The following is a 24,351-nucleotide window of genomic DNA, read 5'->3' as shown; positions in this document are numbered from 1 at the left end:
CCTGGGACAGCGCATGGCCATCAGGAGGCCAGATGCGCAGGAATATCGAGGGAGGAGACAGTCGGCTTGCGTGGCTTGAAGGCCAGCGCCTTCTTTTCGACAAGGTGCCAGGACAGCATCGCCAATAGGCCAGCCCCCACAAGACTGCAGGCCAGCGCCGCCACAAAGCCGATCCGGCCTGAAAAGTACCAGACCACTGCCTGCTGAACGGGAAAGGCGTAAATGTACAGGCCGTAAGACAAATCACCAAAGCGACCAGCTTGTCGTAGCAGGGGTGTGCTGGCGGAGCCCAGCATCACCGCCAGCACGGCCATTGCCAGCAAAGGCGCTTGCAGCACCAGGATCAGAGGCCCCGTGGCATGCAGCAGCACGCAGCCGGCCAGCAACAAGGCAAGGGCCGGCATCCGCCGGGAGATCCAGAGATGGCGCCAGCATGCCAGCGTGGCGCCGAGCGAGAACACCATCGCATACTGCAGCGCGAACGACCATTCAGGCATGGGCTCGCCGGGAGCGATGCTGTAACGTCGCCAAAGCGCCACCATCAATGCCACAAAGATCAAGGGTGCGGTATGACGCCAACGCAGCAGGCCCAGACTACCTGCTACGCCCAGCGCCACATAGCAGCCGACCTCCAGAGGAATGGTCCACAGCGGGCCGTTGACTGCTGTGCGCAGCACATTCGTCTCGAATACGCCAGGCAGCTCATATCGCGTCTGCAGCCAGAGATTGCTGAAATAGCTCCAGGTCAGCGGATGCGCGAAATACGCGTCCAAGGACAGCGAACTCACCAGCGGCCCCAGTGCCAGCGCACACAAGACCACGGCAGCAGTCAAGCCCGGCCAAATGCGCAACCCCCTGCGCATCGCGAATCGGCCCAGGTGTGGATCTGCCAGCCAGGACAGCATCACCAAATAGCCGCTGATGGCAAAAAAAATGACAACGCCCACGGCCCCGGGCTTGTCGTAAAGCAGCGTCGGGATGGGCATCCCAAGGACCGCGAACTGGTGGCTCCAAATGACCAGCAGGGCTGCCAGCAGCCTGAAGGCATCGAAATTGTTGGAGCGCAGGGCAGTTTCGGACCCTGGGATCACCTGCATCAACTCAAACGCGGCGAGCCAGCTCGGCCGCCTTGCCCACGTAGGAGGCAGGCGTCATGGCCAGCAGGCGGTCCTTGTCGGCCTGGGGAATTTCCAGGCCGTTGATCAGGCGGTGCAGGTCTTCGGCCTGCACGGTCTTGCCGCGCGTGACTTCCTTGAGCTTTTCGTAGGCGCCCTGCACGCCGTAGCGGCGCATGACGGTCTGGATGGGCTCGGCCAGCACTTCCCAGGCGTGGTCCAGGTCTTCCTGCAGGCGCTCTTCGTTGAGCTCGAGCTTGTTCAGGCCCGTCATCAGCGAACTGTAGGCCAGCGTGGCATAGCCCATGGCCACGCCGATATTGCGCAGCACGGTGGAGTCGGTCAGGTCGCGCTGCCAGCGCGAGATGGGCAGCTTTTCGGCCAGGTGCTTGAGCAGGGCGTTGGCCAGGCCCAGATTGCCTTCGGCGTTCTCGAAGTCGATGGGGTTGACCTTGTGCGGCATGGTGGACGAGCCGATCTCGCCGGCCTTCAGGCGCTGCTTGAAGTAGCCCAGGGACACATAGCCCCAGACATCGCGCGAGAAGTCGATGAGGATGGTGTTGGCGCGCGCGATGGCGTCGAACAGCTCGGCCATGTAGTCATGCGGCTCGATCTGGATCGAGTAGGGCTGGAAGCTCAGGCCCAGGCCCTGGGGCTCGGGCGACTCGATCACCTTCTTGCTGAAGGCTTCCCAGTCGAACTCGGGCCAGGCCGACAGGTGGGCGTTGTAGTTGCCGACGGCGCCATTCATCTTGGCCAGCAGCTTGACCTCGGCGATGCGGGCAGCGGCCTTTTCCAGGCGCACCAGCACGTTGGCGATTTCCTTGCCCACGGTGGTGGGGCTGGCGGTCTGGCCATGCGTGCGGCTGAGCATGGGCACGGCCGCGTAGGCGTGGGCCATCTCGCGCAGCTTGGCGGTGATGCCCGTCAAGGCCGGCAGCAGCACGCTGTCACGGCCGGCGCGCAGTTGCAGCGCATGGCTGGTGTTGTTGATGTCCTCGCTGGTGCAGGCGAAGTGCACGAACTCGGCGGCCTTGAGCAGTTCGGGACGGCCGTCGAACTTGCCCTTGATCCAGTACTCCACGGCCTTGACGTCGTGGTTGGTGGTCTTTTCGATGTCCTTGATGGCCACGGCATCGGCCTCGGAGAAGTTCTTCACCAGATCCTGCAGATAGACGCGGGCGCCTTCGGTCAGGGGCTTGAACTCGGCAAAGCCGGCGTCCGACAGGGCGATGAACCAGGTCACCTCCACCTGCACGCGGCGGTGCATGTATCCCATCTCGCTCATGATCGGGCGCAGAGGAGACAGTTTGGCGGCGTAGCGGCCGTCGAGCGGGGACAGGGCGGAGATGTGCGGCAGATTCATGGGCCGTGATTGTAGGTGCGCGCGGCAAAAACGGGGGCTGCAGGGGGAGATCGCCGGGCAGCGCATAGAATCGGCTGCCCGCCCATGGGCCGCCTCTTCGCCACGGAAAACAGCCATGAAACTGATAGGTTCCTCCACCAGCGCCTACGTACGCAAGGTACGCGTCGTACTGGCCGAGAAAAGGCTCGACTATCAGTTCGTCGAGGAAAACCCCTGGAGCCGCGAGCTGTCGCCCGGCACCGGCAACCCGCTGGGCAAGGTGCCGCGCCTGGTCATGGACGGCAGCGATGCCATGTTCGACTCGCGCGTGATCGTCGAATATCTGGACACACTTTCCCCGGTAGGCAAGCTGATCCCGGGCACAGGCCGCGAGCGTGCCGAGATCAAGACCTGGGAAGCCCTGGCCGATGGCGTGCTGGACGCCGGAGCCCTGGCCCGACTCGAAGCCACCTGGGATGGCCGCAGCGAAGAGCAGCGTTGCCAGGCCTGGATAGACCGCCAGCTCGCCAAGGTGCGCGCCGCACTGAACGTGATGTCCCAGGGCCTGGGCGACAAGCCCTATTGCTGCGGCATCCACTTCACCCTGGCCGACGTGTGCGTGGGCTGCGCGCTGGGCTGGCTGGACTTTCGCTTTCCCGAGCTGGACTGGCGCGCCGACCACCCCAATCTGGCTGCCTTGCAGGCCAAGCTGGCGGAACGCGCCAGCTTTGCGGCCACGCGCCCGCCCCAGCCCTGAAAGCGGGTCAACCCCGCAACGACAACTGCAGCGGCGACAAAAAAGGCCACCCGATGGGTGGCCTTTTTGCTGGCATAAAAAAGTTGCGAAGCATCCCGAAACGAATAAAGAGAGGGAGGGAGGAGAAGCGCTTCGGGCGGAACAGTTCAGGACTGTGGCCCCAGAGGCTTCGCAACGTGAAATTCGGTCTGTATGCCCTCTCTCGTCAACCTGTCCAATAGATGAGCTACTTTTGCAGAAGTTCCAGGGGTCCGGGGCGGGAAAAATGTAACATTTTGACGAGGAGCGTCATCCTGCTGTAGGCCATCTTCGACGGATGCTGACGGGACGGCATCCTCATCCCAGCATGGCCCCCGTGAAAACCGCTTCCCACAGGGCCTTGACCGGCGCACTGAGCGGTTCGGCCTGGCCCGGTACCAGTTGGGCCGTTCGCTCGTCCAGCCGCGCCACGTGCTGCAGGCGGCGCAGTTCACGGTAGGCCCGGGCGGCCTGCTGGCCCACGCCTGCAGGCAGCAGGCCCGCCTCTTCCGCACGCTGCAGCAGCGCGATGTTGCCCAGGTTGGCCATCAGCCCCGGATGCAGGGCCGATTGCGAGAGAACCAGGTACTGGACCGCGAACTCCACATCGACCATGCCGCCGGGACTGTGCTTGACGTCGAAGAGGCCGCCGCGCACCGGATGCGCAGTGCGCACGCGTTCGCGCATGGCCACGATCTCGTCGCGCAGGGCCGCGGCGTCGCGCGGCGCGGTGATCACGGCCTCGCGCACGGCGTCGAAGCGGGCCTGCAGATCGTCGCTGCCCAGCACGAAGCGCGCCCGCGTCATGGCCTGGTGTTCCCAGGTCCATGCCGTGTTGCTGCCGCGCTGCTGCTGGTAGTTGGCATAGGAGGCGAAGCTGGTCACCAGCAGGCCCGAGTTGCCGTTGGGGCGCAGCGCGGTGTCGATCTCGAACAGATCGCCCTCGCCCGTCTTGACGGCCAGCCAGTTGATGAGCTTGCGCACAAAGGCGGCATAGATCTCGGAGGCGTGCTCGTCGTCGTCATCGAAGACGAAGACGATGTCCAGGTCGCTGCCGTAGCCCAGCTCCTTGCCGCCGAGCTTGCCGTAGCCAATGATGGCGAACTGCGGCGACTCGCGGTGGCGGTTCTTGAGCCGGCTCCAGCACCAGCTGGCCGTCACGCGCAGCACGCAGTCGGCCAGCGCACTGAGGTCGTCCGCCACCTGCTCGACCGTGATGCGGCCCTCGATATCACGCGCCAGCGTGCGGAAGACCTCGGCATGGTGGGCACGGCGCAGCAGGTTCAGCAGGGTTTCGTCGTCGTCCTCGCCCGTGGTCTGCAGCGCGGCCAGGCGCAGGGCCAGCTCATGCTCGAAATCCATGGGAGAGAAGCGCTCGCCCAGCATGGCGTCGTTGGCCAGCTCGTCGATCACGCCCGGGTGCTGCTGCAGGTAGCGCGCGGGCCAGCGCGCCGCGCCCAGCAGGTCCAGCAGCCGCTCGTGCACGGCAGGGCGCTCCAGCAGCAGGGCCAGATAGCTTTCGCGGCGCAGCAGCGGCTCCAGCCAGTTCAGAAAGCGCACTGCGGCGTCTTCGGGCACGCTGCGCTCGGCCACCCATTGCGCAGTGCGCTGCACAAGGCGGAACAGCCGGCCGCGCGCCTCGTCGCGCAGGTTGGCGATGCGGGCGTTGCCGCGCCAGTCGGCCACGTGGGCGGCCAGGGCGGGCGGCAGCTGCTCCATGAGCCCATCGATCTCGCGCGGCGTTCCTCCCTGTGCAGGGCTGCGGGCGCCGTTGCAGCGGCCCGCGCTGCATTGCGGCGGGGCCGAGCCGCCGAGCAGGGTGTCGAACTCCTCGGCCACCTTTTCGCGGTGGGCGTCGAACTGGTGCAGGAAGGCGCAGGTATCGGCAAAGCCCATGGTGCGCGCAATCCATTCCAGGTCATCGTCGCGCGTGGGCAGCACGTGGGTCTGCTGGTCGTCCAGGTACTGGATGCGGTGCTCGACACGGCGCAAAAAGGTATAGGCCGCGCCCAGGGCGTCGGCAACCTCCTGGCTCATGAGGCCGGCGCGTGCCAGGCGCCCCAGCGCCTCCAGCGTGGGGCGGCAGCGCAGCTCGGGGAACTGGCCGCCGCGCACCACCTGCAGCAATTGCACGGTGAACTCGATCTCGCGGATACCGCCGCGCGAGAGCTTGACGTCGTTGGAGCGGCCGGGATGGCCTGCGCTGCGCCGCGCGGCATGCTCGCGGATCTGGCGGTGCAGCGAACGCAGCGCATCGAAGACCGCGTAATCCAGGTAGCGGCGAAAGACGAAGGGCAGGACCACGGCACGCAGCGCCTGCACCTGCGTGGAGCGCACGCTGTCCATGGGCGCCACCACCCGGCTCTTGAGCCAGGCGAAGCGCTCCCACTCGCGGCCATGGGTCTGCAGATACTCCTCCAGCGAGGCCAGCGAGACAGCCGACGGCCCCGAGTTGCCGTTGGGACGCAGCGCCAGGTCCACGCGGAACACGAATCCGTGCTCGGTGGTGTCGCCGATCAGTCCATAGATGCCTTTGACAACGCGCGCGAAGTACTCATGGTTGGACAGAACGCCGCGCCCGTCGGGCAGGCCGGCCGTGTCGCCGTCCTGCTCGTAGACGTAGATAAGGTCGATGTCGCTGGAGACATTGAGCTCGCGCGCGCCCAGCTTGCCCATGCCGATGATCCACAGCTGAACGGGCCGGCCCTCGGGGCCCTGCGGTGCGCCATGGCGCGCATCGAGTTCGGCGCGCACCTGGATGCAGGCGCGCTCCAGCGCCAGCTCGGCCAGCTCGGTCACGGCCCGCGTGACCACGGCCAGCGGCGCCTGCTGCTCGCAGTCGAGCACCATGGTTCGCTCCATGACCAGCTGGCGCAGCACGCGCAGGGCGGCCGACAGGTCCAGCCCGCGCTCCAGCAGCGCCGCCAGGGCCTGCTCCATGGAGGCGCGCTCGGGCGGGCCCGGCGGCAAAAGGCTCAGCTCGTCGCCATAGCGACGGTGCAGCCGTTGGTGAAAACGGGAATAGGCGGCCTGTGCGGTGACATTCAAGGCCGTACCTGCCATTGCGTGCTCTGAGGATTGCATACGGAACGCGAAAGAAGCGGCCACTCACGCGCAGAGGGATTGCAGCAACCCTTGGTTACCGCCCAGGCCCTGGGGGCGCCGGTCATAATTCCCGTCATAGCTGATGCCGCCGATGATCGAACCGAAACCGCACCCCACACGCCTGACCCGTTGGATGGCCGGCCTTGCGCGGTGGTCACTGGGGCTGGTCCTGGCCTTCTGGCTGGTCCTCGCCTCCGTGTGGGGGGTGCTCCATGGCTGGATTGTGCCGCGAATCGGCGAATGGCGTCCTCAGCTGGAATCCCTGGCCTCACGCACGCTGGGCCTACCGGTTCGCATAGGCAGCATCACGGCCCGCAGCGAGGGATTGGTCCCCCGCTTCGAGCTGGGCGACGTGGTGGTGCAAGACCCCGAACATTCGGCAGACGCCCTGCGCCTGCCCAGCGTGGTGGTGGCCGTTTCGGCCCGCTCGCTGATGCGCCTGGGCGTGGAGCAGATCTATATCGACCGCCCCGAACTCATGGTCCGCCGCGCGGCCGATGGCCGTGTCTTCGTGGCCGGCATCGAGATCAGCCCTTCATCCGGCGGGGACAATGCCGCCGCCGACTGGCTGTTTTCCCAGACCGAGCTGGCCCTGCGCGGCGGCAGCCTGCTGTGGGTGGACGAGCTGCGCCAGGCACCGCCGCTGGCCTTGCGCGATGTGGACCTGGTACTGCGCAACAAGGGCTGGAGCCACGGAATGCGCCTGGATGCCACGCCGCCCGAAGGCTGGGGCGAGCGCTTCATGCTCGCCGGCCTGTTCCGCGAGCCGCTGCTGTCCACGCACGAGGGCAACTGGCAGCGCTGGAGCGGACAGGCCCACGCGATGTTCACGCAGATCGACCTGTCCCGGCTCGGGCAGTACATGGATACGTCCGACCTGCGCCTGCAGCAGGGCCGGGGCGCAATGCGCGCCTGGATCGACCTGCGCCAGGGCCAGCCCGTGGGCGCCATGGCCGATGTGGCGGTGAATGCCCTGCAACTGCAGTGGCGCGAAAACCTGGAGCCGCTGCAGTTGCAGGCGCTGACGGGCCGGCTGAGCGTGCAGCATCAGGATGGCTGGCGCTTCGCGGCGCAGAACCTGGAATTCTCCACGGGCGACGGCCTGCACTGGCCGGCAGGCAATCTGCGTGCGCGCTACAGCCCTGCGGGCGCCAGCACGCAGGGAGCGCTGGGCGAGCAGGGCGAGTTCCAGGCCGATGGCATCGACCTGGCCATCCTCGCCCAGTTGGGCCAGCGCCTGCCGCTGCCCGAGCAGCTGCAGCGCCATCTGGCCGGCATGGCCCCGGCCGGCCAGCTGCGCCAGTTCCAGACAAGCTGGCGCGGCCCGCTGCAGGCTGTGCAGCAGTACAAGGCCAGCGGCGAGCTGCAGCAGTTGTCGATCGACGGCGTGGCATCGTCCGAAGGCCCCACGAAGCCGGGCATGCCCGGCATCAAGGGCCTGAACGCGCGCTTCTCGCTGGACCAGGACGGCGGACAGGCCCAGCTGGAGATGGAGGGCACGGCCCGGCAACCGGCTGCGCTGACCTTCCCCGGCGTATTCGAGGAGCCCGAGATTCCATTGCACCGCCTGCAAGCCAGCCTGCGCTGGCAGTTGCGCGGCCAGGCCATCAGCGTGCAAGTGCCCAACCTGCGCTTTGCCAACGATGACACCGAGGGCGAGGCCCGTGCGCAATGGCACACTGGCGACGGCAGCGACAGGCAGCCGCGCTTTCCCGGCGTGCTCGACCTGCAGGGCCAGTTGCGCAACGCCGACGGCACGCGCGTGCACCGCTACCTGCCGCTGGAGATTCCCGCCGATGCGCGCCACTACGTGCGAGAGGCCATCCACGCCGGGCGCGCAAGCACGGTGAACTTCAAGGTGCGCGGCAACCTGGACCACGTGCCGGCCGAAAAGCCCAGCCAGGGCGAGTTCCACATCGCGGCCAAGCTGCATGACGTGCACTATGAATATGTGCCGCCCCATCTGCTCACGCATGGCGAGGCGCCCTGGCCGGCCCTGGTCGATCTGTCCGGAGAGCTGGTCTTTGACCGCTCCTCCATGTCCGTGCGCAATGCGCGCGGCCAGTTCGCCGGCTATCCGCAGCTGCAGATGCGCGACATCCAGGCCAGCATTCCCGACCTGGCCCACACCGAGGTGGCCGTCACCGCCAAGGGCCAGGGCCCGCTGGCCGACATGCTGGGGGTGGTCAGGACTTCGGCACTGTCGGCTCTCACAGGACATGTGCTGGACGGCAGCGAGGCCACGGGCGCCGCGCAACTGGCCCTGCAGCTGCACCTGCCCATCGACCATCTGGACCGCAGCAAGGTGTCCGGACAGGTCACGCTGGCGGGCAACTCCCTGCAGCTCGATGATCAGACGCCCCATCTGAGCCAGCTGCGCGGGGCCGTCAAGTTCTCAGAAACCGGCTTCTCGCTGGCCGGCCTGCAGGCGCGCGCGCTGGGCGGGGAGCTGCGCGCCGATGGCGGCATGCAGGCGCTGGCGCGCAATGCGCCGGCCACCGAATCCTCCGTGAAGGTGCGTGTGCAGGGCACGGCCACGGCACAGGGGCTGCGCGACGCCAGGGAGCTGGGCTGGGTGGCCGACCTGGCCCGCCATGCCGAGGGCCAGTCGCCCTACTCACTGCTGCTGAAGGTGCGGCGCGGAACACCCGAAATCCAGGTCCAGTCCAGCCTGCAAGGCATGCGCATCCACCTGCCCGCCCCGCTGGGCAAGGCGGCGGAATCCAGCCAGCCCTTGGCCGTGAGCCATCAGCTCGCACCGGACTCCTTCGCCTCGCCCGATGCTCCGTTGCGCGACCAGATCAGCGTGCAACTGGGCGATACGGGCTCGGTGTTCTATGAGCGCGACATCAGCGGCAAGCACAGCCGTGTGCTGCACGGCAGCATCCTCATAGGCCAGGAAGCGGGCACGGCATCCACTTCGGGCCAGGGCGTGCAGGCCCACGTGCAGCTGCCGCTCTTCAATCTCGATGACTGGCTGGCACTGGCACCGCAGTCCAGCGGCGCCAAGCCGGAGCCCGCCGATGCCGCAGACCCTGCACGCGAGTACCTCCCCGACCGGCTGACCCTGCGCGTCAAGCAGCTGCAGGCCAAGGGGCGGCAGCTGCACGACGTGGTGGCGGGCATCTCGCGCGATGGCGGCTCGTGGCACAGCAATCTCACCTCCCAGGAGCTGGATGGTTACGTGGGCTTTCGTGAAGGCACGGATGCCCAGCCCGAGGGGCAGCTGGTCGCCCGGCTGTCGCGCCTGACGGTGCCGGAGGCCAAGTCCGAACGCGTGGACGCCCTGTTCAGCGAAGGGCCGCGCCAGCTGCCGGCGCTGCAGATCGTGGTGGACGACATGCACCTGTCGGGCCACGCGCTGGGCCGCCTGGAGGTCGAGGCCCGCAACCGCCCTGTGCCCGGCAACGCGGCGGCGCGCGAATGGCAGCTGTCGCGCTTCAACATTTCCACGCCCGAGGCCACGCTGACGGCCAACGGCCAGTGGCGCCTGCCCCAGGGGCAGTCCGAGCATCCGGGGCGCAGCCAGCTGCAGTTCCAGCTGGACCTGCGCGACGTGGGCAAGCTGCTCACGCGCTTCGATATGCCTGGCGTGGTGGGCAACGGCAAGGGCGTGCTGCAGGGATCGGCGGGCTGGACGGGCTCGCCCATCACGCCCGATTTCCGCAGCCTCTCGGGCTCCATGCACCTGGATGTGCAGACCGGCCAGTTCCTGAAGGCCGAACCGGGCCTGGCCAAGCTGCTGAGCGTGCTCAGCCTACAGGCGCTGCCACGCCGGCTGACGCTGGATTTCCGCGATGTCTTCAGCAACGGCTTCGCCTTCGATTTCATGCGCGGCGATGTGCAGATCACCGATGGCGTGGCGCGCACCAACAACATGCAGATGAAGGGCGTCAACGCCGCCGTGCTGATGGAGGGCACGGCCGACCTGGTCCAGGAGACGCAGAATCTGCATGTGGTGGTGGTGCCCGAGATCAACGCCATGACCGCCTCGCTGGTGGCCACGGCCATCAATCCCGTGGTCGGCCTGGGCAGCTTTCTGGCGCAGGTGCTGCTGCGGGGCCCGTTGATCGCGGCGGCCACCAAGGAATTTCGCATCGACGGCAGCTGGGACGATCCCCAGGTCACGGCCTTGCCGCGCCGCCGGGCAGCGATGCCCTCTGACACACCATCGCGCACGCCCTCCATCGCCACCGAGTCAGCCCCTTCAGGAGAGAGCCCATGAAAATCGCAGCCCTGCAAATGGTGTCGGAACCCGATGTGCGCGCCAACCTCGACCAGGCGCTGGCACTGCTGCGCCAGGCGCGCGAGCAGGGGGCCGAACTCGCGGCCCTGCCCGAGTATTTCTGCGCCATGGGCCTGCGCGACACCGACAAGCTGGCCTACCGCGAGAGCTTCGGCGCAGGCCCCATCCAGGACTTCCTGCGCCGCGCAGCACGCGAACTGCAGCTGTGGATCGTCGGCGGCACCCTGCCCCTGGTGGCCGATGACGATGCCCACGTGCTCAACAGCTCGCTGGTGTTCTCGCCCCAGGGCGAATGCGTGGCGCGCTACGACAAGATCCACCTGTTCCACTACGACAATGGCCGCGAGCGCTACACGGAAGCCGCCGTGGTACAGGCCGGCCATACGCCCGTGACCTGCGACATCACCTCGCACGAGGGCGAGTCCTGGCGCCTGGGCCTGAGCGTGTGCTACGACCTGCGCTTTCCCGAGCTGTACCGCCGACTGGCCGAGCAGGGCGCCGACCTGCTGCTGGTGCCCGCCGCATTCACCCACATCACGGGTCTGGCCCACTGGGAGGTACTGCTGCGCGCCCGCGCCATCGAAAACCAGGCCTACCTGCTGGCGCCCGCCCAGGGCGGCCACCATGAGAACGGCCGCCGCACCTGGGGCCACAGCCTGCTGGCCGACCCCTGGGGCATGGTGCTGGCGCAGCAGGCCGAGGGCGCCGGCGTGGTGCTGGGAGAGATCAGGCGCGAGCGCCTGGCGCATGTGCGCCGCCAGCTCCCGGCCCTGGAGCACCGCGTCCTGTGAATCCGCTGCACCTGTCCACGCCCGCTCCTGCCGAAGGCCGCTGGCCCTGGCGCCGCTGGCGCACCGCCTGGCGGCGCTGGTCGCTGTGGAGCCTGCTGGTCGCTCTGGTGGCCAGCATGCTCATCACCATGGTCTGGCTGGCCGGACGCTACGAGGCCTCCCAGGTCCAGGACAAGCTGGAGCGCGACACCGCCAATGCCGTGGCCGACATACGCGCCGCGCTCAACCGCAACCTGCAGGACCTGCAGGCGCTGAACGCGCCCGACAACGATCCCGCCGAGTGGAAAACCCGCGCCGCCGAGCTGCTGCAGGTGCGCCGCGAGCTGATGCGCATCGAATGGCGCGATGCAGGCCTGCAGATCCGCTCCCATGCCGAGACGCCCTACCGCAACGTGCAGTGGGAAGACCAGCTGCGCACGAACAACACCCACCCCGAGGCCGTGCTGACCTGCACCCACGCGCGCCGCCTCAACGGCCCGGCCTACTCGCCCAGCTACTTCCAGCTGCTGGCCGAAGGCCTTGGCACGGAGATGATGGAGGTCTGCCTGCCCCTGACGCAAAGCGGCCACATCATCGGCTTTGTCATCGGCACCTACAGCCTGCAAAGCCTGCTGATCACCCAGGTCAGCAAGAACCTGCCGCGCACCCAGGAAGTGTCCTTCACCGAGCCGGACGGCACGCGCCTGGCCCTGCTGGGCGCCTCCTGGCGCGGCACCCGCATGTTCACGGCGCAGCAGCTGCTGGACCTGCCGGGCAGCACCCTGGTGCTGCGCATGGACAGCTGGCACCGCGCGCCCAGCGTGTTCCCCAACGTGCTCACTGCCCTGGTGACGCTGATGTCCATCGCCCTGGTCTCCGTGGTCGCCGTGCTGGTGCGCGACAACCGCCGACGCCTGCGCGCCGAGCGCGATCTGGGCGATGCGCTGGCCTTTCGCAAGGCCATGGAGGACTCGCTGGTCACGGGCCTGCGCGCGCGCGATCTGCAGGGCCGCATCAGCTATGTGAACCCGGCCTTCTGCAGCATGGTGGGCTTCACGGCCGAGGAATTGCTGGGACTGAGCATTGCACCCTACTGGCCGCCCGAGCGCGCCGAAATCTACGCGCGCCGGCGCGACAGCCGCCTGTCCGGCAACGCACCGCCACCGCGCGAGGGCCACGAAAGCATCTTCATGCGCAAGGACGGAACGCGCTTTCCGGTGTTGATCTTCGAGGCGCCGCTGATCAACGCCCAGGGCCAGCACACCGGCTGGATGAGTGCCTTCATCGACATCAGCGAGCAAAAGCGCATGGAAGAGATCTCACGCGCCTCGCAGGAGCGCCTGCAGGCCACGGCCCGCCTGGCCACGGTGGGCGAGATGGCCTCGCTGCTGAGCCATGAACTCACCCAGCCGCTGGTGGCCATCTCCAGCTACGCCACGGGATCGCTGAACATGCTGGGGAGCGACGATGACACGGGTGCGGGTGCGGGCGGCGCCATCTCGGGCAATGAAGCCCGGCTGCGCCAGCAACTGCAGGACCTGCGCATGGCCATGGAGCGCATCAGCTTCCAGGCCGACCGCGCAGGCCGCGTGATCAAGAGCGTGCGCGATTTCGTGCGGCGGCGCGACCAGTCCCGCGAAGTCATAGGCGCCGCCGAACTCATAGACGCCGTGCTGCCGCTGATCAGCCTGCAGGCACGCAACCTGGGCGTGCGTGTGACCACCGACATCGAGCCCGGCCTCTCGCCCGTGCTCTGCGATCCGACCATGATCGAGCAGGTGCTGCTCAACCTGGCGCGCAACGGCATGCAGGCCATGGACTCGCCCGAGACCATGGAGCGCGAGCTGCAGCTGCGCGTGCGCCGTGCGGCCGCCAGCACGCGCCGCAGCTGGGTGGAATTCGCGGTCATCGACTGCGGCAGCGGCATTCCCCAGCATGTGGCGGAGCAGCTGTTCACGCCCTTTTTCACCACGCGCAACGAGGGCATGGGCCTGGGCCTGAGCCTGTGCCGCACCGTGGTCGAGCAGCATGGCGGCCACCTGCAGCACAGCCCCCACAGCCCGCGCGGAACCGTCTTCGCCTTCACGCTGCCGGCGCACAGCCCCGCGCAGGTGCAGGCATAGATGGAACAAATGGAACAATAGGCCCATGGAACCTGTACCCGACGCCACCGTCTACATCGTCGACGACGACACCGATGTCCGCGAAGCGCTGGCCTGGCTGCTGCGCTCGCGCCGCCTGCTCAGCGAATGCTATGCCAGCGCAGAGGCCTTCGATGCCATGCTGCAGTCGCGCCCGCCGCCGCGCAATCCCTGCTGCCTGCTGCTGGACATGCGCATGGGCGGCATGAGCGGGCTGGCGCTGTTCAACCTCATGCTGGAACGCAACCAGATCGCAGGCATGCCCGTGATCTTCCTGACCGGCCATGCCGACGTGCCCACGGCCGTGGACACCGTCAAGCGCGGTGCCTTCGACTTCTGCGAGAAGCCATTCTCGGACAATGCCCTCGTGGACCGCATCGAACAGGCGCTGGAACTGTCGGCCCAGCACCAGGCCGAAACCCGTGCGCGCGAAGCCGTGCGCGCACGCTTGAACGAGCTGACGGAACGCGAGCGCGACGTGATGCGCCTGGTGGTCGAGGGCATTCCCAACAAGCTCATCGCCGACCAGCTGGACATCAGCGTGCGCACCGTCGAGGTTCACCGCGCGCGCGTCTTCGACAAGATGCAGGTCAAGTCGGCCGTTGAACTGGCCAACCTGCTGCGCACACACGACTGACCCCTTCAGAAATACGTGGCAATCACGTCCACCACGTCATAGCGGTCATCGACGACGGCCAACTGCCGCCATTTGTCGAAGGTAAGGCAGGGGTGCGAGATGTCGAAGGCCAGCATGTCGCCTATGCGCAGGCCATCGCCCTCGGCCACCGTCAGAAAGGCATGCTGGTCCATCATGGCCGTGACCTCCCAATGCGGGGGGGCCGCCACGGGCGCGGCATCGCCAGGGCGGTAGCGCAGAGCGGCCCGGGGAGGCACGGCCTCGAAGGCCGTATCGCGCTTGCCAAGCGCCACGATGGCGCGGCCGGGCTCGGGCAGCGACTGCACATAGGCCCAGACCTGCAGCGCAGGCTGCAGGCTGGCACGCATCTGCTGCGCCACGGGATTGGTCTGGTCGATGCGCCGCTGCGCTGCCTGGTAGATGCCTGCGTCATGCGTGAGATAGCAGCCCGGGCGCAGCACCAGATCCATCGGGCCGCCAATGTCGGCCTTGCCGAACTCCTGGGCAACCACGTCATACCAGGCCGATCCGGCGCCGGTGAGCACGGCCGGGCTGCGCTGCAGCCGGCCCTCGCCCGCCAGCCGCTGCAGCCAGTCCACGGCGCGCTGCAGCAGGGTACGGATGGGCTCTTCTTCCTTGAGCACGCCCTCGTAGACCTCGATCCCGGCCAGCCGCACGCCGGCACCGGCCCGGGCCAGCGCGTCCAGCAGCGGCTGCATCTGCGCATCGGAGCGCACACCCGTGCGCCCGCCAGGCGGGCCCAGTTCGATCAGCACCTGCACGGACCGGCCCGCTGCGCCAAAAAAGGCAGCCAGTTGCTCGACCTGCTCGGCACAATCGACCAGGCAGAAGAACTCGAAGCCGGGATCGGCCAGCAGCTCGGCCACGGCCGCCATGTTGCGCCGGCCTATCAACTGGTTGGCCATGAGTACGCGGCGCACGCCATGGGCATGGGCCACGCACGTCTGCTGGGCGGTGGCCAGCGTGATGCCCCAGGCGCCCGCGTCGATCTGCTGGCGGAACAGGCGGGGCGCCATGGTCGTCTTTCCGTGGGGCGCAAGCTGGGCGCCATAGGCATCCACAAAGCGCTGCATCCAGGCCAGGTTGTGCGACAGGCGCGACTGCGACAGCACGGCCACCGGCAGGCTCAAGTCTTCCCGCAGCAGGTTCCAGCCCCGCGCGGCAGCGTCCTGCGGCGTGCAGGCTGCGGACAGCGCGCCCAGGCCCTTGTCGAGCGGGCTGACCACGTCGACCACGCCAGCTGTGCTTGCTTCACTCATACGACTCCCCATTGATGGATGGGAGCCAGCATAGGGCAATGCCGGTGCCCGCCCACGCAAAAACGCCCCGCGTCGCGGGGCGTTGCATCTGGCGAAGAGCCCGGATCAGCGGGGCTGCTGGTACTGCGGCTGCTGTTGATACTGAGGCTGCTGCTGGTGCTGCTGCGGGATCTCGCCCACGAAGATCTCCACGCGGCGGTTCATGGCACGGCCGCTGGCCGAGTCGTTGGAAGCCACGGGCTGGTGCGAGCCACGGCCTTCGGTGGCGATGCGGGCGCCCGAGACGCCGCGCATGGTCAGGTAGTTGCGCGTGCTGTTGGCGCGGTCCAGCGACAGCGGATTGTTGATGGCGTCAGAGCCGGTGCTGTCCGTGTGGCCGATGATGCGCACCTCGGCATTGGGGTTGTTGCGCAGGCCTTCGGCGAAGCGGTCCAGGATGGGAGCGAAGTTGCCCTTGATGTCGGACCGGTTGGTATCGAACGAAATGTCGCTGGGAATGTCCAGCTTGAGCTGGTTGTCGGCCGTCTGGCTCACGTTCACGCCCGTGCCCTGGGTGGCCTGCTCCATCTCGCGCTTTTGCTTTTCCATGTTCTGCGACCAGATGTAGGTGCCCAGTGCGCCCACGCCGGCGCCGATCACGGCGCCCGTGCCGGCCCTGCCGCCGGTGACGGCACCCAGCACGGCGCCGGCTGCAGCGCCCACGCCAGCGCCCGTGGCCGTGCGGCGCTGGGTGTCGCTCATGTTCGCGCAGCCGGAGATGAACAGTGCGGCCGCCGTCGCGGCGGCCAGAACGATGTGCTTGCGCATAGGGAACTCCTTGTTGGACGAAGAGAATGCGTTGGCGCAGGGCCATCCCTGCGGCGAGGCCCCATTGTTGGGGCCGGCGGGTGCAGCAGAGTATCAGTGCCGGCAGGGCTTACCCGTAGGACGACGCCCGCTCCGCAGCGTGGGCAGCGGCGTCATCACGGATCTCTGCGATCCTGTCCGGGGGAAGGCTTCTCTGGAGACGGGTGCGAATCCCGTGGCGTGTCCACGGGCAACTCGCCCTTGCGGCGTCCGGAGAACATGGTCCACCACACAATAGCGACCAGAATCACCAAGGCCAGCAGTGCTTCGAGCAAAATCAACCCCATGAATTTCCACCTCCTGCGCCATGCCGCGATGGCGCTGATTGTAGGGACGCTGGTCGCCTGCACGACCACCACCAAACCGGTCTACGACCCCTCGCCCGTGCCCGACCTGCAGCCGGGAGGCTCGCCCGCCGTCACGCCCAAGCCCCCGCTGGTGACCAGCACGCCCACCAAGAGCCGCTGGATCGCAGCAGACTGGAGCGAGTTGCCCGGCCTGCAGGAGGACGCGCTGCACGAAGCCTGGAATGCCTGGCTCAAGAACTGCGAACGGCCCAGCTCGGTCTTCGCGGGCCTGTGCCGCGATGTGCGCCAGTTGAGCATTGCCACGGGCGACGAGCAGCGCGCCTGGCTCATGGCCAATCTGCAGCCCTACCGCATCGAGGCGCTGGGCGGTGGCCCGGACGGCATGCTGACTGCCTACTACGAGCCGCTGTTCGAGGCACGGCGCCTGCCGGGCGACGGCTTCAACGTGCCGCTGTACAAGACGCCGGCCGGCGCCGGCTTCGGCAGCCGCAAGCCCTGGTTCTCGCGCCAGCAGATCGAGACGATGCCCGAGGCCCAGGCGGCCCTGGCCGGCCGCGCCATCGCCTGGATGCGCGACCCCGTCGATGCAATGGTGTTGCACATCCAGGGATCGGGGCGCCTGAACATCACCGAGCCCACAGGCGCGCAACGCACGATCCGCGTCGCCTTTGCGGGCACCAATGACCAGCCCTACAAGAGCGTGGGCCGCTGGCTGCTGGACCAGGGACTGGTGCGCGATGCCACCTGGCCCGGCATCAGCGCCTGGGTGGCCGCCAACCCCGGCCGCGTCAATGAAATGCTGTGGAGCAATCCGCGCTACGTCTTCTTCCGCGAGGAGCCGCTGGAAGGCCTGGACCTTCAGTTCGGCCCCAAGGGCGCCCAGGGCGTGGCCCTGACGCCAGGCCGCTCCATCGCCGTGGACAAGCAGAGCATTCCCTATGGCACGCCGGTCTGGCTGTCCACGTCAGGGCCCACCGTGGCCCTGAACCGCCTGGTCTTCGCCCAGGACACTGGCAGCGCCATCGTCGGCGCCGTGCGCGCCGACTACTTCATGGGCTGGGGCCCCGAAGCGGGCGACCTGGCCGGCCGCATCAAGCAGAACCTGCGCCTGTGGGCCTTCTGGCCGCGGAGCCTTGCCAGCCAGGCACCGCACTTGAGGTGACCCCCTGAGCGGCTACGCCGCTTCCCCCTCTCTACTCGCTTCGCGAGGGAGGGGGACGACAGCCCCGCTTTGGGGTGCGCCGGTTTTATCCTTTGCGCCAAGGCTCGCCCCGCATGGCACAAGACCAGCGCAGACACACCTCTATCCACTGTCCCTCGCTCTGGCGCGGCCCAACGCCAGGGGCGCCGAGCAAGAGCCGCCTCGCGGCGAGGGCGCCGTCCCCCTCAGGGGGAAGGCGCGCAGCGCCTCAGGGGGTATCGAAGTACCTCGTGACGCGCGGCGGCTCCTTGCCCTTGTGATAGGCCAGCTTGCGGTCGCGCAGGGCCACGTCGGCAGCGGTGACGCGGTCGAAGCGGCGCAGGTGCTCGGTCCAGGATTCGTCGACGATCTGCTCCACATAGCGCTCGGGGTGGCTCATGCTGTGCAGCAGGCTCCAGCCCAGCGCGCCCTGGCGCATGCGGCTGCGGCGGCTTTCCTGCATGAGGGCGCGGAAGGCCTCGGCCTGGGTGGGGTCGATCTGGTACTCGATGGTGACGACCACGCGGCCGGCTTCGGGGATGTTGACCTCGGGGCGCTGGAAGGCCTTTGAGGGGCTCAGGTCCTCCTCGATCTGGCGGTCGCGCACCAGGCGCTGCACCAGCAGCATGCAGGCCACGCCGCTGGCGGCTGCCACCATGAGGCTGCCTCGCACGCCCACCATGCTGGCCACCTGGCCCCAGAGCGCGGCGCCCGCCGCCGTGCCACCCATGATGGACATCTGGTAGATGGACATGCCGCGCGCCCGCACCCAGTTGGGCAGGGCCATCTGGGCCGAGACGCCCAGCACGTTGGCGGTGGAGATCAGCGCCATGCCGGCCAGCATCATGGCCGGCACGGCCATGTACACATTGGGCGACAGGGCCACGGCCAGCGTGGCCAGCGCATGCACGGCCGAGCCCGACCGGATCAGACTTTCCTTGGACATGGCCTGGCGCAGGCGCGGCAGGAACATGGCGCCCACGATGGCGCCCGCACCCATGGAGGCCAGCAGCAGCGTGAAGGTCTCGGCACCGCCCCCGCCCTCGGTGGGGCCGTGCAGGCGCTGGGCCACCAGGGGCAGCAAGGCCATCACGGCCGTGCACTGCAGGAAGAAGCACACCGTGCGCGCCAGCACCGCATGCATGCGGGGCGACTCGCGCACGAACTGCAGGCCCACGCGCATGGCCGAGGGCAGGCGCTCGCGGCCCAGCGGGTTGGCCACATGGCGGCGCTTCCAGCGGATCAGCACGATGCCCGAGAGAATGGACAGCACGGCGTTCAGCACGAACACCCAGGCGCTGCCCAGGCTGGCGATGATGGCGCCCGCCACCAGGGGGCCGATGATGCGCGATGCGTTCATGGCCACGGCATTGAGCGCCATGGCCGAAGGCAGGTGGTGCTTGGGCACGAGTTCGGGAATCAGCGCCGAGAACACGGGCCAGCGCATGGCCAGGCCGATGCCGTTGGCAAAGGTCAGCACCAGCAGCCAGTGCGCCGTCATCCGGCCGGACAGCACGAACAGGCACAGCACCAGGGCCACGGCCGCCACCCAGAACTGGGTGACGATGAAGTAGCGGCGCCGGTCCAGGATATCGGCCAGCGCGCCGCTGGGCAGGCCCAGCAGGAAGACGGGCAGCGTGGAGGCCGATTGCACCAGGGCCACCAGCACGGGCGAGGTGGTCAGCGAGGTCATGAGCCAGGCCGCCGCCACATCGTTCATCCACATGCAGGTGTTGGCCGCCATCCAGATCAGCCAGAGCATGCGGAAGGTGGGGCCGGACAGAGGCGCCCAGACGCCCTGCTGGGCCTGGGCCGTCTTCTGGCCTTCGGCCTCGGCAGCCGCCTTGTCGGCGGCCGTCATGCCCGACGGGTCTTCGATCAGGGTGCCCGGCGCCCCCATGCCCGAGGGCTCGGCCGGAGGCTGGGTGGAAGGCTCGGATTCAGAGGCAGGCGGCTGGGCGGGGACTGGTGTTGTTTGTTCTGCGGCCATGTGCCCCTGATTCTCGGCCCAAACGCGGGGGTGGCGCCAGAAATGGTTGTTGCACTAAGAACCACGCTCACCGCCTTGCACGGCAGGCGTTTTTCGCTCCTTTTGCAGGAGCACACTGTCGCTTCGGCGCGACCTTCATCGGCCGGCTCGCAGGCCCGCCGCTACTGGCCCGGCAGTCCCTGGCCCGCCATGGGCCCCAGCTGGGACAGGGGCAGCGCATGGCTGGACTTGATCTCGCCCAGCGAGAAACTGGTCTGCATGTCCTTCACATTGGGCAGGTTCAGCAGCGTGTTGCGCGCGAACTGCGCAAAGCTGTCCAGGTCGCGCGCCACCACCTGCAGCTCGAAGGTGCCGGTGCCGCTGATGTAGTGGCAGGTGACCACCTCGGGCAGCTTGCGGATGGCGTCCTCCATCTCCAGCGTCAGCGTGCCGGCCGTGCGCACGGCGTCCAGCCTCACGAAGGCCAGCACGCCCAGGCCGATCTTGTGGCGGTCGATGTCGGCGTGGTATCCGCGGATGAAGCCCGCCTCCTCCAGCGCCCGCACCCGGCGCCAGCAGGGCGCGGCCGACAGGCCCACGCGCTGGGCCAGCTCGGCATTGGTCAGGCGCGCATCGGCCTGCAGGTGGCCGAGGATGGCAATGTCGAATTTGTCCAAAGTTTGCACGAAACACCGTTTTCAAGAAAGATTCTTGCCAAGAATACTTGAAACAGCGCAAAGAAAGCAAAGACCTATCAGACGAGCACGAATACACTGAAAAAAGGCGATTTGGTTCAGACAACGAGTGCCGTGCATGACTCTTTCCCGTTCCGGGCAGGACATGACAGGGCGCCGACCATCGATGGAGACAAGCCATGAATGCCCCACTGCCCGAAGACGTGCGCCGCGCCCTGGAGACGGTCACTCTCGACGACAAATACGCTCTGCAGCACGGCCGTGCGTTCATGAGCGGAGTACAGGCCCTGGTGCGCCTGCCCATGCTGCAGCGCCAGCGCGACGCTGCAGCCGGGCTGAATACCGCAGGCTTCATCAGCGGCTACCGGGGCTCCCCGCTGGGCGGCTATGACCAGGCGCTATGGGCCGCGAAAAAGCACCTCGAATCCAACAACATCGTCTTCCAGCCCGGCGTCAATGAAGAACTGGGCGCCACGGCCGTCTGGGGCACGCAGCAACTGGATCTCTACCCCGAGACCAAGAAGTTCGACGGCGTCTTCGGCCTGTGGTACGGCAAGGGCCCGGGCGTGGACCGCTGCTCCGACGTGTTCAAGCACGCCAACATGGCGGGCACGGCCAGGCACGGCGGCGTGATCGCGCTGGCCGGCGACGACCACATCAGCAAGAGCAGCACGGCCGCCCACCAGAGCGACCACATCTTCAAGGCCTGCGGCACGCCGGTGTTCTTTCCCAGCAATGTGCAGGACATCCTGGACATGGGGCTGCATGCCTTTGCCATGAGCCGCTTCTCGGGCCTGTGGTCGGGCATGAAGACCATCCAGGAGGTGGTGGAGTCCTCGGCCAGCGTGTCGGTGGAGCCGGACCGCGTGAACATCATCCTGCCCGAGGACTTCCAGATGCCGCCCGGCGGCCTGCACATCCGCTGGCCCGATGCGCCGCTGGAGCAGGAGCAGCGGCTGATGAACTACAAATGGTATGCCGCCCTGGCCTATGTGCGCGCCAACCGGCTCAACCACAACGTGATCGACGGCCCCAACGACCGCTTCGGCCTGATCGCCAGCGGCAAGGCCTACAACGACATGCGCCAGGCCCTGGCCGACCTGGGCCTGGACGACGACACCTGCCGCCAGCTGGGCATACGCGTGCACAAGGTCAACGTGGTCTGGCCGCTGGAGGCCACCATCACGCGCGACTTCGCGCGCGGCCTGCAGGAAATCCTGGTGGTGGAGGAAAAGCGCCAGGTCATCGAATACCAGATCAAGGAAGAGCTGTACAACTGGCGCTCCGACGTGCGGCCCAACGTGGTCGGCAAGTTCAGCGATGAGCACGGCGGCGAATGGTCGGTGCCCAATCCCAGCCAGGACTGGCTGCTTCGCCCCAATGCCGACCTGACGCCGGCCCTCATCGCACGCGCCATCGTCCAGCGCCTGACCAAGATCGGCGTGCCCGAACACATCGCCCAGCGCATGCATGAGCGCATTGCCGTGCTGGACGCCCGCGAGGCCGCGCTCAAGGCTGCCCAGAGCCAGCCCACGGGCGACCGCGTGCCATGGTTTTGCAGCGGCTGCCCGCACAACACCAGCACCCGCGTGCCCGAGGGCAGCCGCGCCGTGGCCGGCATCGGCTGCCACTACATGACGGTGTGGATGGACCGCTCCACCAGCACCTTCACGCAGATGGGCGGCGAGGGCGTGACCTGGGTCGGCCAGGCGCCCTTCACCAAGGACGCCCATGTCTTCGCCAACCTGGGCGACGGCACCTACTTCCACAGCGGCCTGCTGGCGATACGCCAGAGCATCGCGGCCGGCGTGAACATCACCTACAAGCTGCTGTACAACGATGCGGTTGCCATGACCGGCGGCCAGCGCGTGGGCGAGCGGCCCGAGGGCCACTCGGTGCTGCAGATCATGAACAGCCTCAAGTCCGAGGGCGTGGCCAAACTGGTCATCGTCACCGACGAGCCCGCCAAGTACGACGGCGTGGCGCTGGCCGAGGGCGTGACCGTGCACCATCGCGACGAGCTGGACCGCATCCAGCGCGAGTTCCGCACCCTCAAGGGCTGCACGGCCATCATCTACGACCAGACCTGCGCCACCGAAAAGCGCCGTCGCCGCAAACGCGGCACGCTGGCCACGCCCGACAAGACCGTGGTCATCAACGAATTGGTCTGCGAGGGCTGCGGCGACTGCTCGGTGCAGTCCAACTGCCTGTCGGTCGAACCGGTGGAGACCGAGTTCGGCCGCAAGCGCCGCATCAACCAGAACACCTGCAACAAGGACTACTCCTGCGTGAAGGGCTTTTGCCCCAGCTTCGTCACCATCGAAGGCGGACAGCTCAAGAAGCCCAAGAAGGAGAAGAAGGGCGACCTGTCCGTGCTGCCCGCCATCCCGGAGCCCGTGCTGCCGGTGGCCGAGCAGGCCTGGGGCATCGTCGTGGCCGGCGTCGGCGGCACGGGCGTGATCACCATCGGCTCGCTGCTGGGCATGGCCGCCCACCTGGAGGGCAAGGGCGTGATCACCCAGGACGCGGCCGGACTGGCGCAAAAGGGTGGCTCCACCTGGAGCCACATCCAGATCGCCAACCGTCCCGAGGCCATCTACACCACCAAGGTGGACATGGCCAAGGCCGACCTGGTGATCGGCTGCGACCCCATCGTCACGGCCACGCCGACCACCATGTCCGTGATGCAGCCGGGCCGCACCTTCGTGGCGCTCAACAGCCACGGCTCGCCCACGGCAGCCTTCGTCACCAACCCTGACTGGCAGGCACCGGACGACCGCTGCGCCAGCGCCCTGGCCCAGGCCGTGGGCCCCGAGCTGCTGGGCAGCTTCGACGCCGAGCAGGTGGCCGTGCAGCTGCTGGGCGACAGCATCTACACCAACCCGCTGATCCTGGGCTACGCCTGGCAAAAGGGCCGCGTGCCGCTGTCGCATGCGGCGCTGATGCGCGCCATCGAACTCAACGGCGTGCAGGCCGACAACAACAAGGCCGCCTTCGAGTGGGGCCGCCGCTGCGCCCATGACCTGGCCGCCGTGCGTGCCCTGTTCCAGACGGCCCAGGTGATCCAGTTCGTCAAGAAGCCCTCGCTGACCGAGATGGCGGCCAAGCGCGTGGACTTCCTCACGGGCTACCAGAACGCCGGCTATGCGGCCGAGTACCAGGCCTTCGTCGACAAGGTCCATGCCGCCGAGCGCGGCGTGTCGGGCTCCGGCACGCGCCTGTCGGAAGCCGTGGCCCGCTATCTGTTCAAACTCATGGCCTACAAGGATGAGTACGAGGTCGCGCGCCTGCACACCGATGCGGCCTTCAGCCAGCGCATCGCCGGCATGTTCGAGGGCGACTACCGCGTGGTCCACCACCTGGCCCCTCCCTCCTCGGCCGGCAAGGATGAGCACGGTCATCTGGTCAAGAAGTCCTATGGTCCCTGGATGCGCAAGGCCATGGAAGTGCTGGCGAAGATGAAGGGCCTGCGCGGCACGGCGCTGGACCCCTTCGGCCGCACCGAGGAGCGCCGCACCGAGCGTGCCCTGATCCAGGAATACCGCCAGTGCATCGAAGGCCTGCTGGCCGAACTCACGCCCGAGCGCCTGGCGCTGGCCGTGGAGATCGCCAGCATTCCCGAGGACATCCGCGGCTACGGCCATGTCAAGGAGCGCAACCTGGCAGCGGCCCGCATCAAGTGGAAGGCGCTGATGGCACGCTGGAACGCACCATCACGGGGAGCGGGCAGCACGGACAAGCCCGCTGTCGGTGTCGCCTGAAACCACACGGACCGCCCCGCTCCAGGGGCCTCCTGTAAGATCGCGGCCGCCGCCCGCACCGCAAGGTGTGGGCGGCGCGGCTCCGTCAGGGTCCGTTCCATGGACCGTCAAGCCGGGCGCAAAAATCACGAAAAACCGCGCTCCACCCCTTTAAAAACGGCAGATGGCAGCCAGTTGC

The 24,351-nt window shown here is 67.7% G+C and carries 14 protein-coding genes; 7 read left to right on the top strand and 7 right to left on the bottom strand.

What is annotated here, in order from left to right; all coding sequences use genetic code 11:
• Positions 1-20: 20 nt before the first annotated feature.
• Positions 21-1,097 (bottom strand): acyltransferase, encoded by a 1,077-nt coding sequence (locus A9976_RS25710; RefSeq protein ID WP_183021340.1) that lies wholly within the window; start codon positions 1,095-1,097, stop codon positions 21-23.
• Positions 1,098-1,101: 4 nt separating this feature from the next.
• On the bottom strand, positions 1,102-2,481 hold the full coding sequence (purB, locus tag A9976_RS25705; protein WP_065347260.1) for an adenylosuccinate lyase: 1,380 nt from the start codon (positions 2,479-2,481) through the stop codon (positions 1,102-1,104).
• A 115-nt stretch (positions 2,482-2,596) separates the two neighbouring features.
• Between purB and A9976_RS25700 the strand changes: the two genes are divergently transcribed.
• Positions 2,597-3,217 (top strand): glutathione S-transferase family protein, encoded by a 621-nt coding sequence (locus tag A9976_RS25700; protein ID WP_183021339.1) that lies wholly within the window; start codon positions 2,597-2,599, stop codon positions 3,215-3,217.
• 336 nt (positions 3,218-3,553) lie between these two features.
• Here the strand turns inward: A9976_RS25700 and glnE are convergent, their stop codons facing one another.
• On the bottom strand, positions 3,554-6,298 hold the full coding sequence (glnE, locus tag A9976_RS25695; RefSeq protein WP_183021338.1) for a bifunctional [glutamate--ammonia ligase]-adenylyl-L-tyrosine phosphorylase/[glutamate--ammonia-ligase] adenylyltransferase: 2,745 nt from the start codon (positions 6,296-6,298) through the stop codon (positions 3,554-3,556).
• Between the two features lie 133 nt (positions 6,299-6,431).
• Between glnE and A9976_RS25690 the strand changes: the two genes are divergently transcribed.
• The 4 genes from A9976_RS25690 to A9976_RS25675 are packed head-to-tail and all read left to right on the top strand — an operon-like array spanning position 6,432 to position 14,134.
• Positions 6,432-10,565 carry a YhdP family protein gene (locus A9976_RS25690; RefSeq protein WP_183021337.1) on the top strand — a complete coding sequence of 1,378 codons (4,134 nt, stop codon included), beginning with the start codon at positions 6,432-6,434 and terminating at the stop codon, positions 10,563-10,565.
• Positions 10,562-11,377, top strand: coding sequence for a carbon-nitrogen hydrolase family protein (locus tag A9976_RS25685; protein ID WP_183021336.1), 816 nt, complete (start codon positions 10,562-10,564; stop codon positions 11,375-11,377). Before A9976_RS25690 ends, A9976_RS25685 begins: the two co-directional genes overlap by 4 nt.
• Positions 11,374-13,479 carry a nitrogen regulation protein NR(II) gene (locus A9976_RS25680; RefSeq protein WP_183021335.1) on the top strand — a complete coding sequence of 702 codons (2,106 nt, stop codon included), beginning with the start codon at positions 11,374-11,376 and terminating at the stop codon, positions 13,477-13,479. Before A9976_RS25685 ends, A9976_RS25680 begins: the two co-directional genes overlap by 4 nt.
• A gap of 25 nt (positions 13,480-13,504) precedes the next feature.
• The gene (locus tag A9976_RS25675) at positions 13,505-14,134 is read left to right on the top strand and encodes a response regulator transcription factor (RefSeq protein WP_183021334.1); all 630 of its coding nucleotides are present in this window, start codon (positions 13,505-13,507) and stop codon (positions 14,132-14,134) included.
• 5 nt (positions 14,135-14,139) lie between these two features.
• On the opposite strand, the gene A9976_RS25670 is transcribed toward A9976_RS25675, so the two are convergent.
• Positions 14,140-15,414, bottom strand: a complete 1,275-nt coding sequence (locus A9976_RS25670) for an amino acid deaminase (RefSeq protein ID WP_183021333.1) — start codon at positions 15,412-15,414, stop codon at positions 14,140-14,142.
• A 105-nt stretch (positions 15,415-15,519) separates the two neighbouring features.
• Entirely contained in the window at positions 15,520-16,221 is a 702-nt protein-coding gene (locus A9976_RS25665; RefSeq protein WP_183021332.1) for an OmpA family protein, read from the bottom strand.
• Positions 16,222-16,545: 324 nt separating this feature from the next.
• On the opposite strand from A9976_RS25665, the gene A9976_RS25660 reads away from it, so the two are divergent.
• Positions 16,546-17,730: a murein transglycosylase A gene (locus tag A9976_RS25660; RefSeq protein WP_183021331.1), complete on the top strand. Its 1,185-nt coding sequence runs from the start codon at positions 16,546-16,548 to the stop codon at positions 17,728-17,730.
• A 247-nt stretch (positions 17,731-17,977) separates the two neighbouring features.
• Here A9976_RS25660 and A9976_RS25655 read toward each other — a convergent pair whose 3' ends face one another.
• Together A9976_RS25655 and A9976_RS25650 are read right to left on the bottom strand one after the other, a co-directional pair.
• Complete coding sequence (locus A9976_RS25655) at positions 17,978-19,738, bottom strand: MFS transporter (RefSeq protein ID WP_183021330.1); 1,761 nt, start codon at positions 19,736-19,738, stop codon at positions 17,978-17,980.
• Positions 19,739-19,899: 161 nt separating this feature from the next.
• A complete protein-coding gene (locus A9976_RS25650; RefSeq protein ID WP_016449368.1) occupies positions 19,900-20,403 on the bottom strand; it encodes an Lrp/AsnC family transcriptional regulator in 504 nt (167 codons plus the stop codon).
• A gap of 188 nt (positions 20,404-20,591) precedes the next feature.
• On the opposite strand from A9976_RS25650, the gene A9976_RS25645 reads away from it, so the two are divergent.
• The gene (locus tag A9976_RS25645; protein WP_183021329.1) at positions 20,592-24,173 is read left to right on the top strand and encodes an indolepyruvate ferredoxin oxidoreductase family protein; all 3,582 of its coding nucleotides are present in this window, start codon (positions 20,592-20,594) and stop codon (positions 24,171-24,173) included.
• The last annotated feature ends 178 nt before the right edge of the window (positions 24,174-24,351 follow it).

This window comes from Delftia sp. UME58 (assembly GCF_014170385.1).
Classification (GTDB): domain Bacteria; phylum Pseudomonadota; class Gammaproteobacteria; order Burkholderiales; family Burkholderiaceae_C; genus Comamonas; species Comamonas acidovorans.
The sequence above is the reverse complement of the archived record's forward strand: the minus strand, read 5'-3'. Positions and strand labels throughout refer to the sequence as shown.

Excerpts from the sequence above, each read along its gene's own strand:
- A9976_RS25710 (WP_183021340.1), bottom strand. The coding sequence starts at position 1,097 with ATGCAGGTGATCCCAGGGTCCGAAACTGCCCTGCGCTCCAACAATTTC.
- purB (WP_065347260.1), bottom strand. The coding sequence starts at position 2,481 with ATGAATCTGCCGCACATCTCCGCCCTGTCCCCGCTCGACGGCCGCTAC.
- A9976_RS25700 (WP_183021339.1), top strand. The coding sequence starts at position 2,597 with ATGAAACTGATAGGTTCCTCCACCAGCGCCTACGTACGCAAGGTACGC.
- glnE (WP_183021338.1), bottom strand. The coding sequence starts at position 6,298 with ATGGCAGGTACGGCCTTGAATGTCACCGCACAGGCCGCCTATTCCCGT.
- A9976_RS25690 (WP_183021337.1), top strand. The coding sequence starts at position 6,432 with ATGATCGAACCGAAACCGCACCCCACACGCCTGACCCGTTGGATGGCC.
- A9976_RS25685 (WP_183021336.1), top strand. The coding sequence starts at position 10,562 with ATGAAAATCGCAGCCCTGCAAATGGTGTCGGAACCCGATGTGCGCGCC.
- A9976_RS25675 (WP_183021334.1), top strand. The coding sequence starts at position 13,505 with ATGGAACCTGTACCCGACGCCACCGTCTACATCGTCGACGACGACACC.
- A9976_RS25670 (WP_183021333.1), bottom strand. The coding sequence starts at position 15,414 with ATGAGTGAAGCAAGCACAGCTGGCGTGGTCGACGTGGTCAGCCCGCTC.
- A9976_RS25665 (WP_183021332.1), bottom strand. The coding sequence starts at position 16,221 with ATGCGCAAGCACATCGTTCTGGCCGCCGCGACGGCGGCCGCACTGTTC.
- A9976_RS25660 (WP_183021331.1), top strand. The coding sequence starts at position 16,546 with ATGAATTTCCACCTCCTGCGCCATGCCGCGATGGCGCTGATTGTAGGG.
- A9976_RS25655 (WP_183021330.1), bottom strand. The coding sequence starts at position 19,738 with ATGGCCGCAGAACAAACAACACCAGTCCCCGCCCAGCCGCCTGCCTCT.
- A9976_RS25645 (WP_183021329.1), top strand. The coding sequence starts at position 20,592 with ATGAATGCCCCACTGCCCGAAGACGTGCGCCGCGCCCTGGAGACGGTC.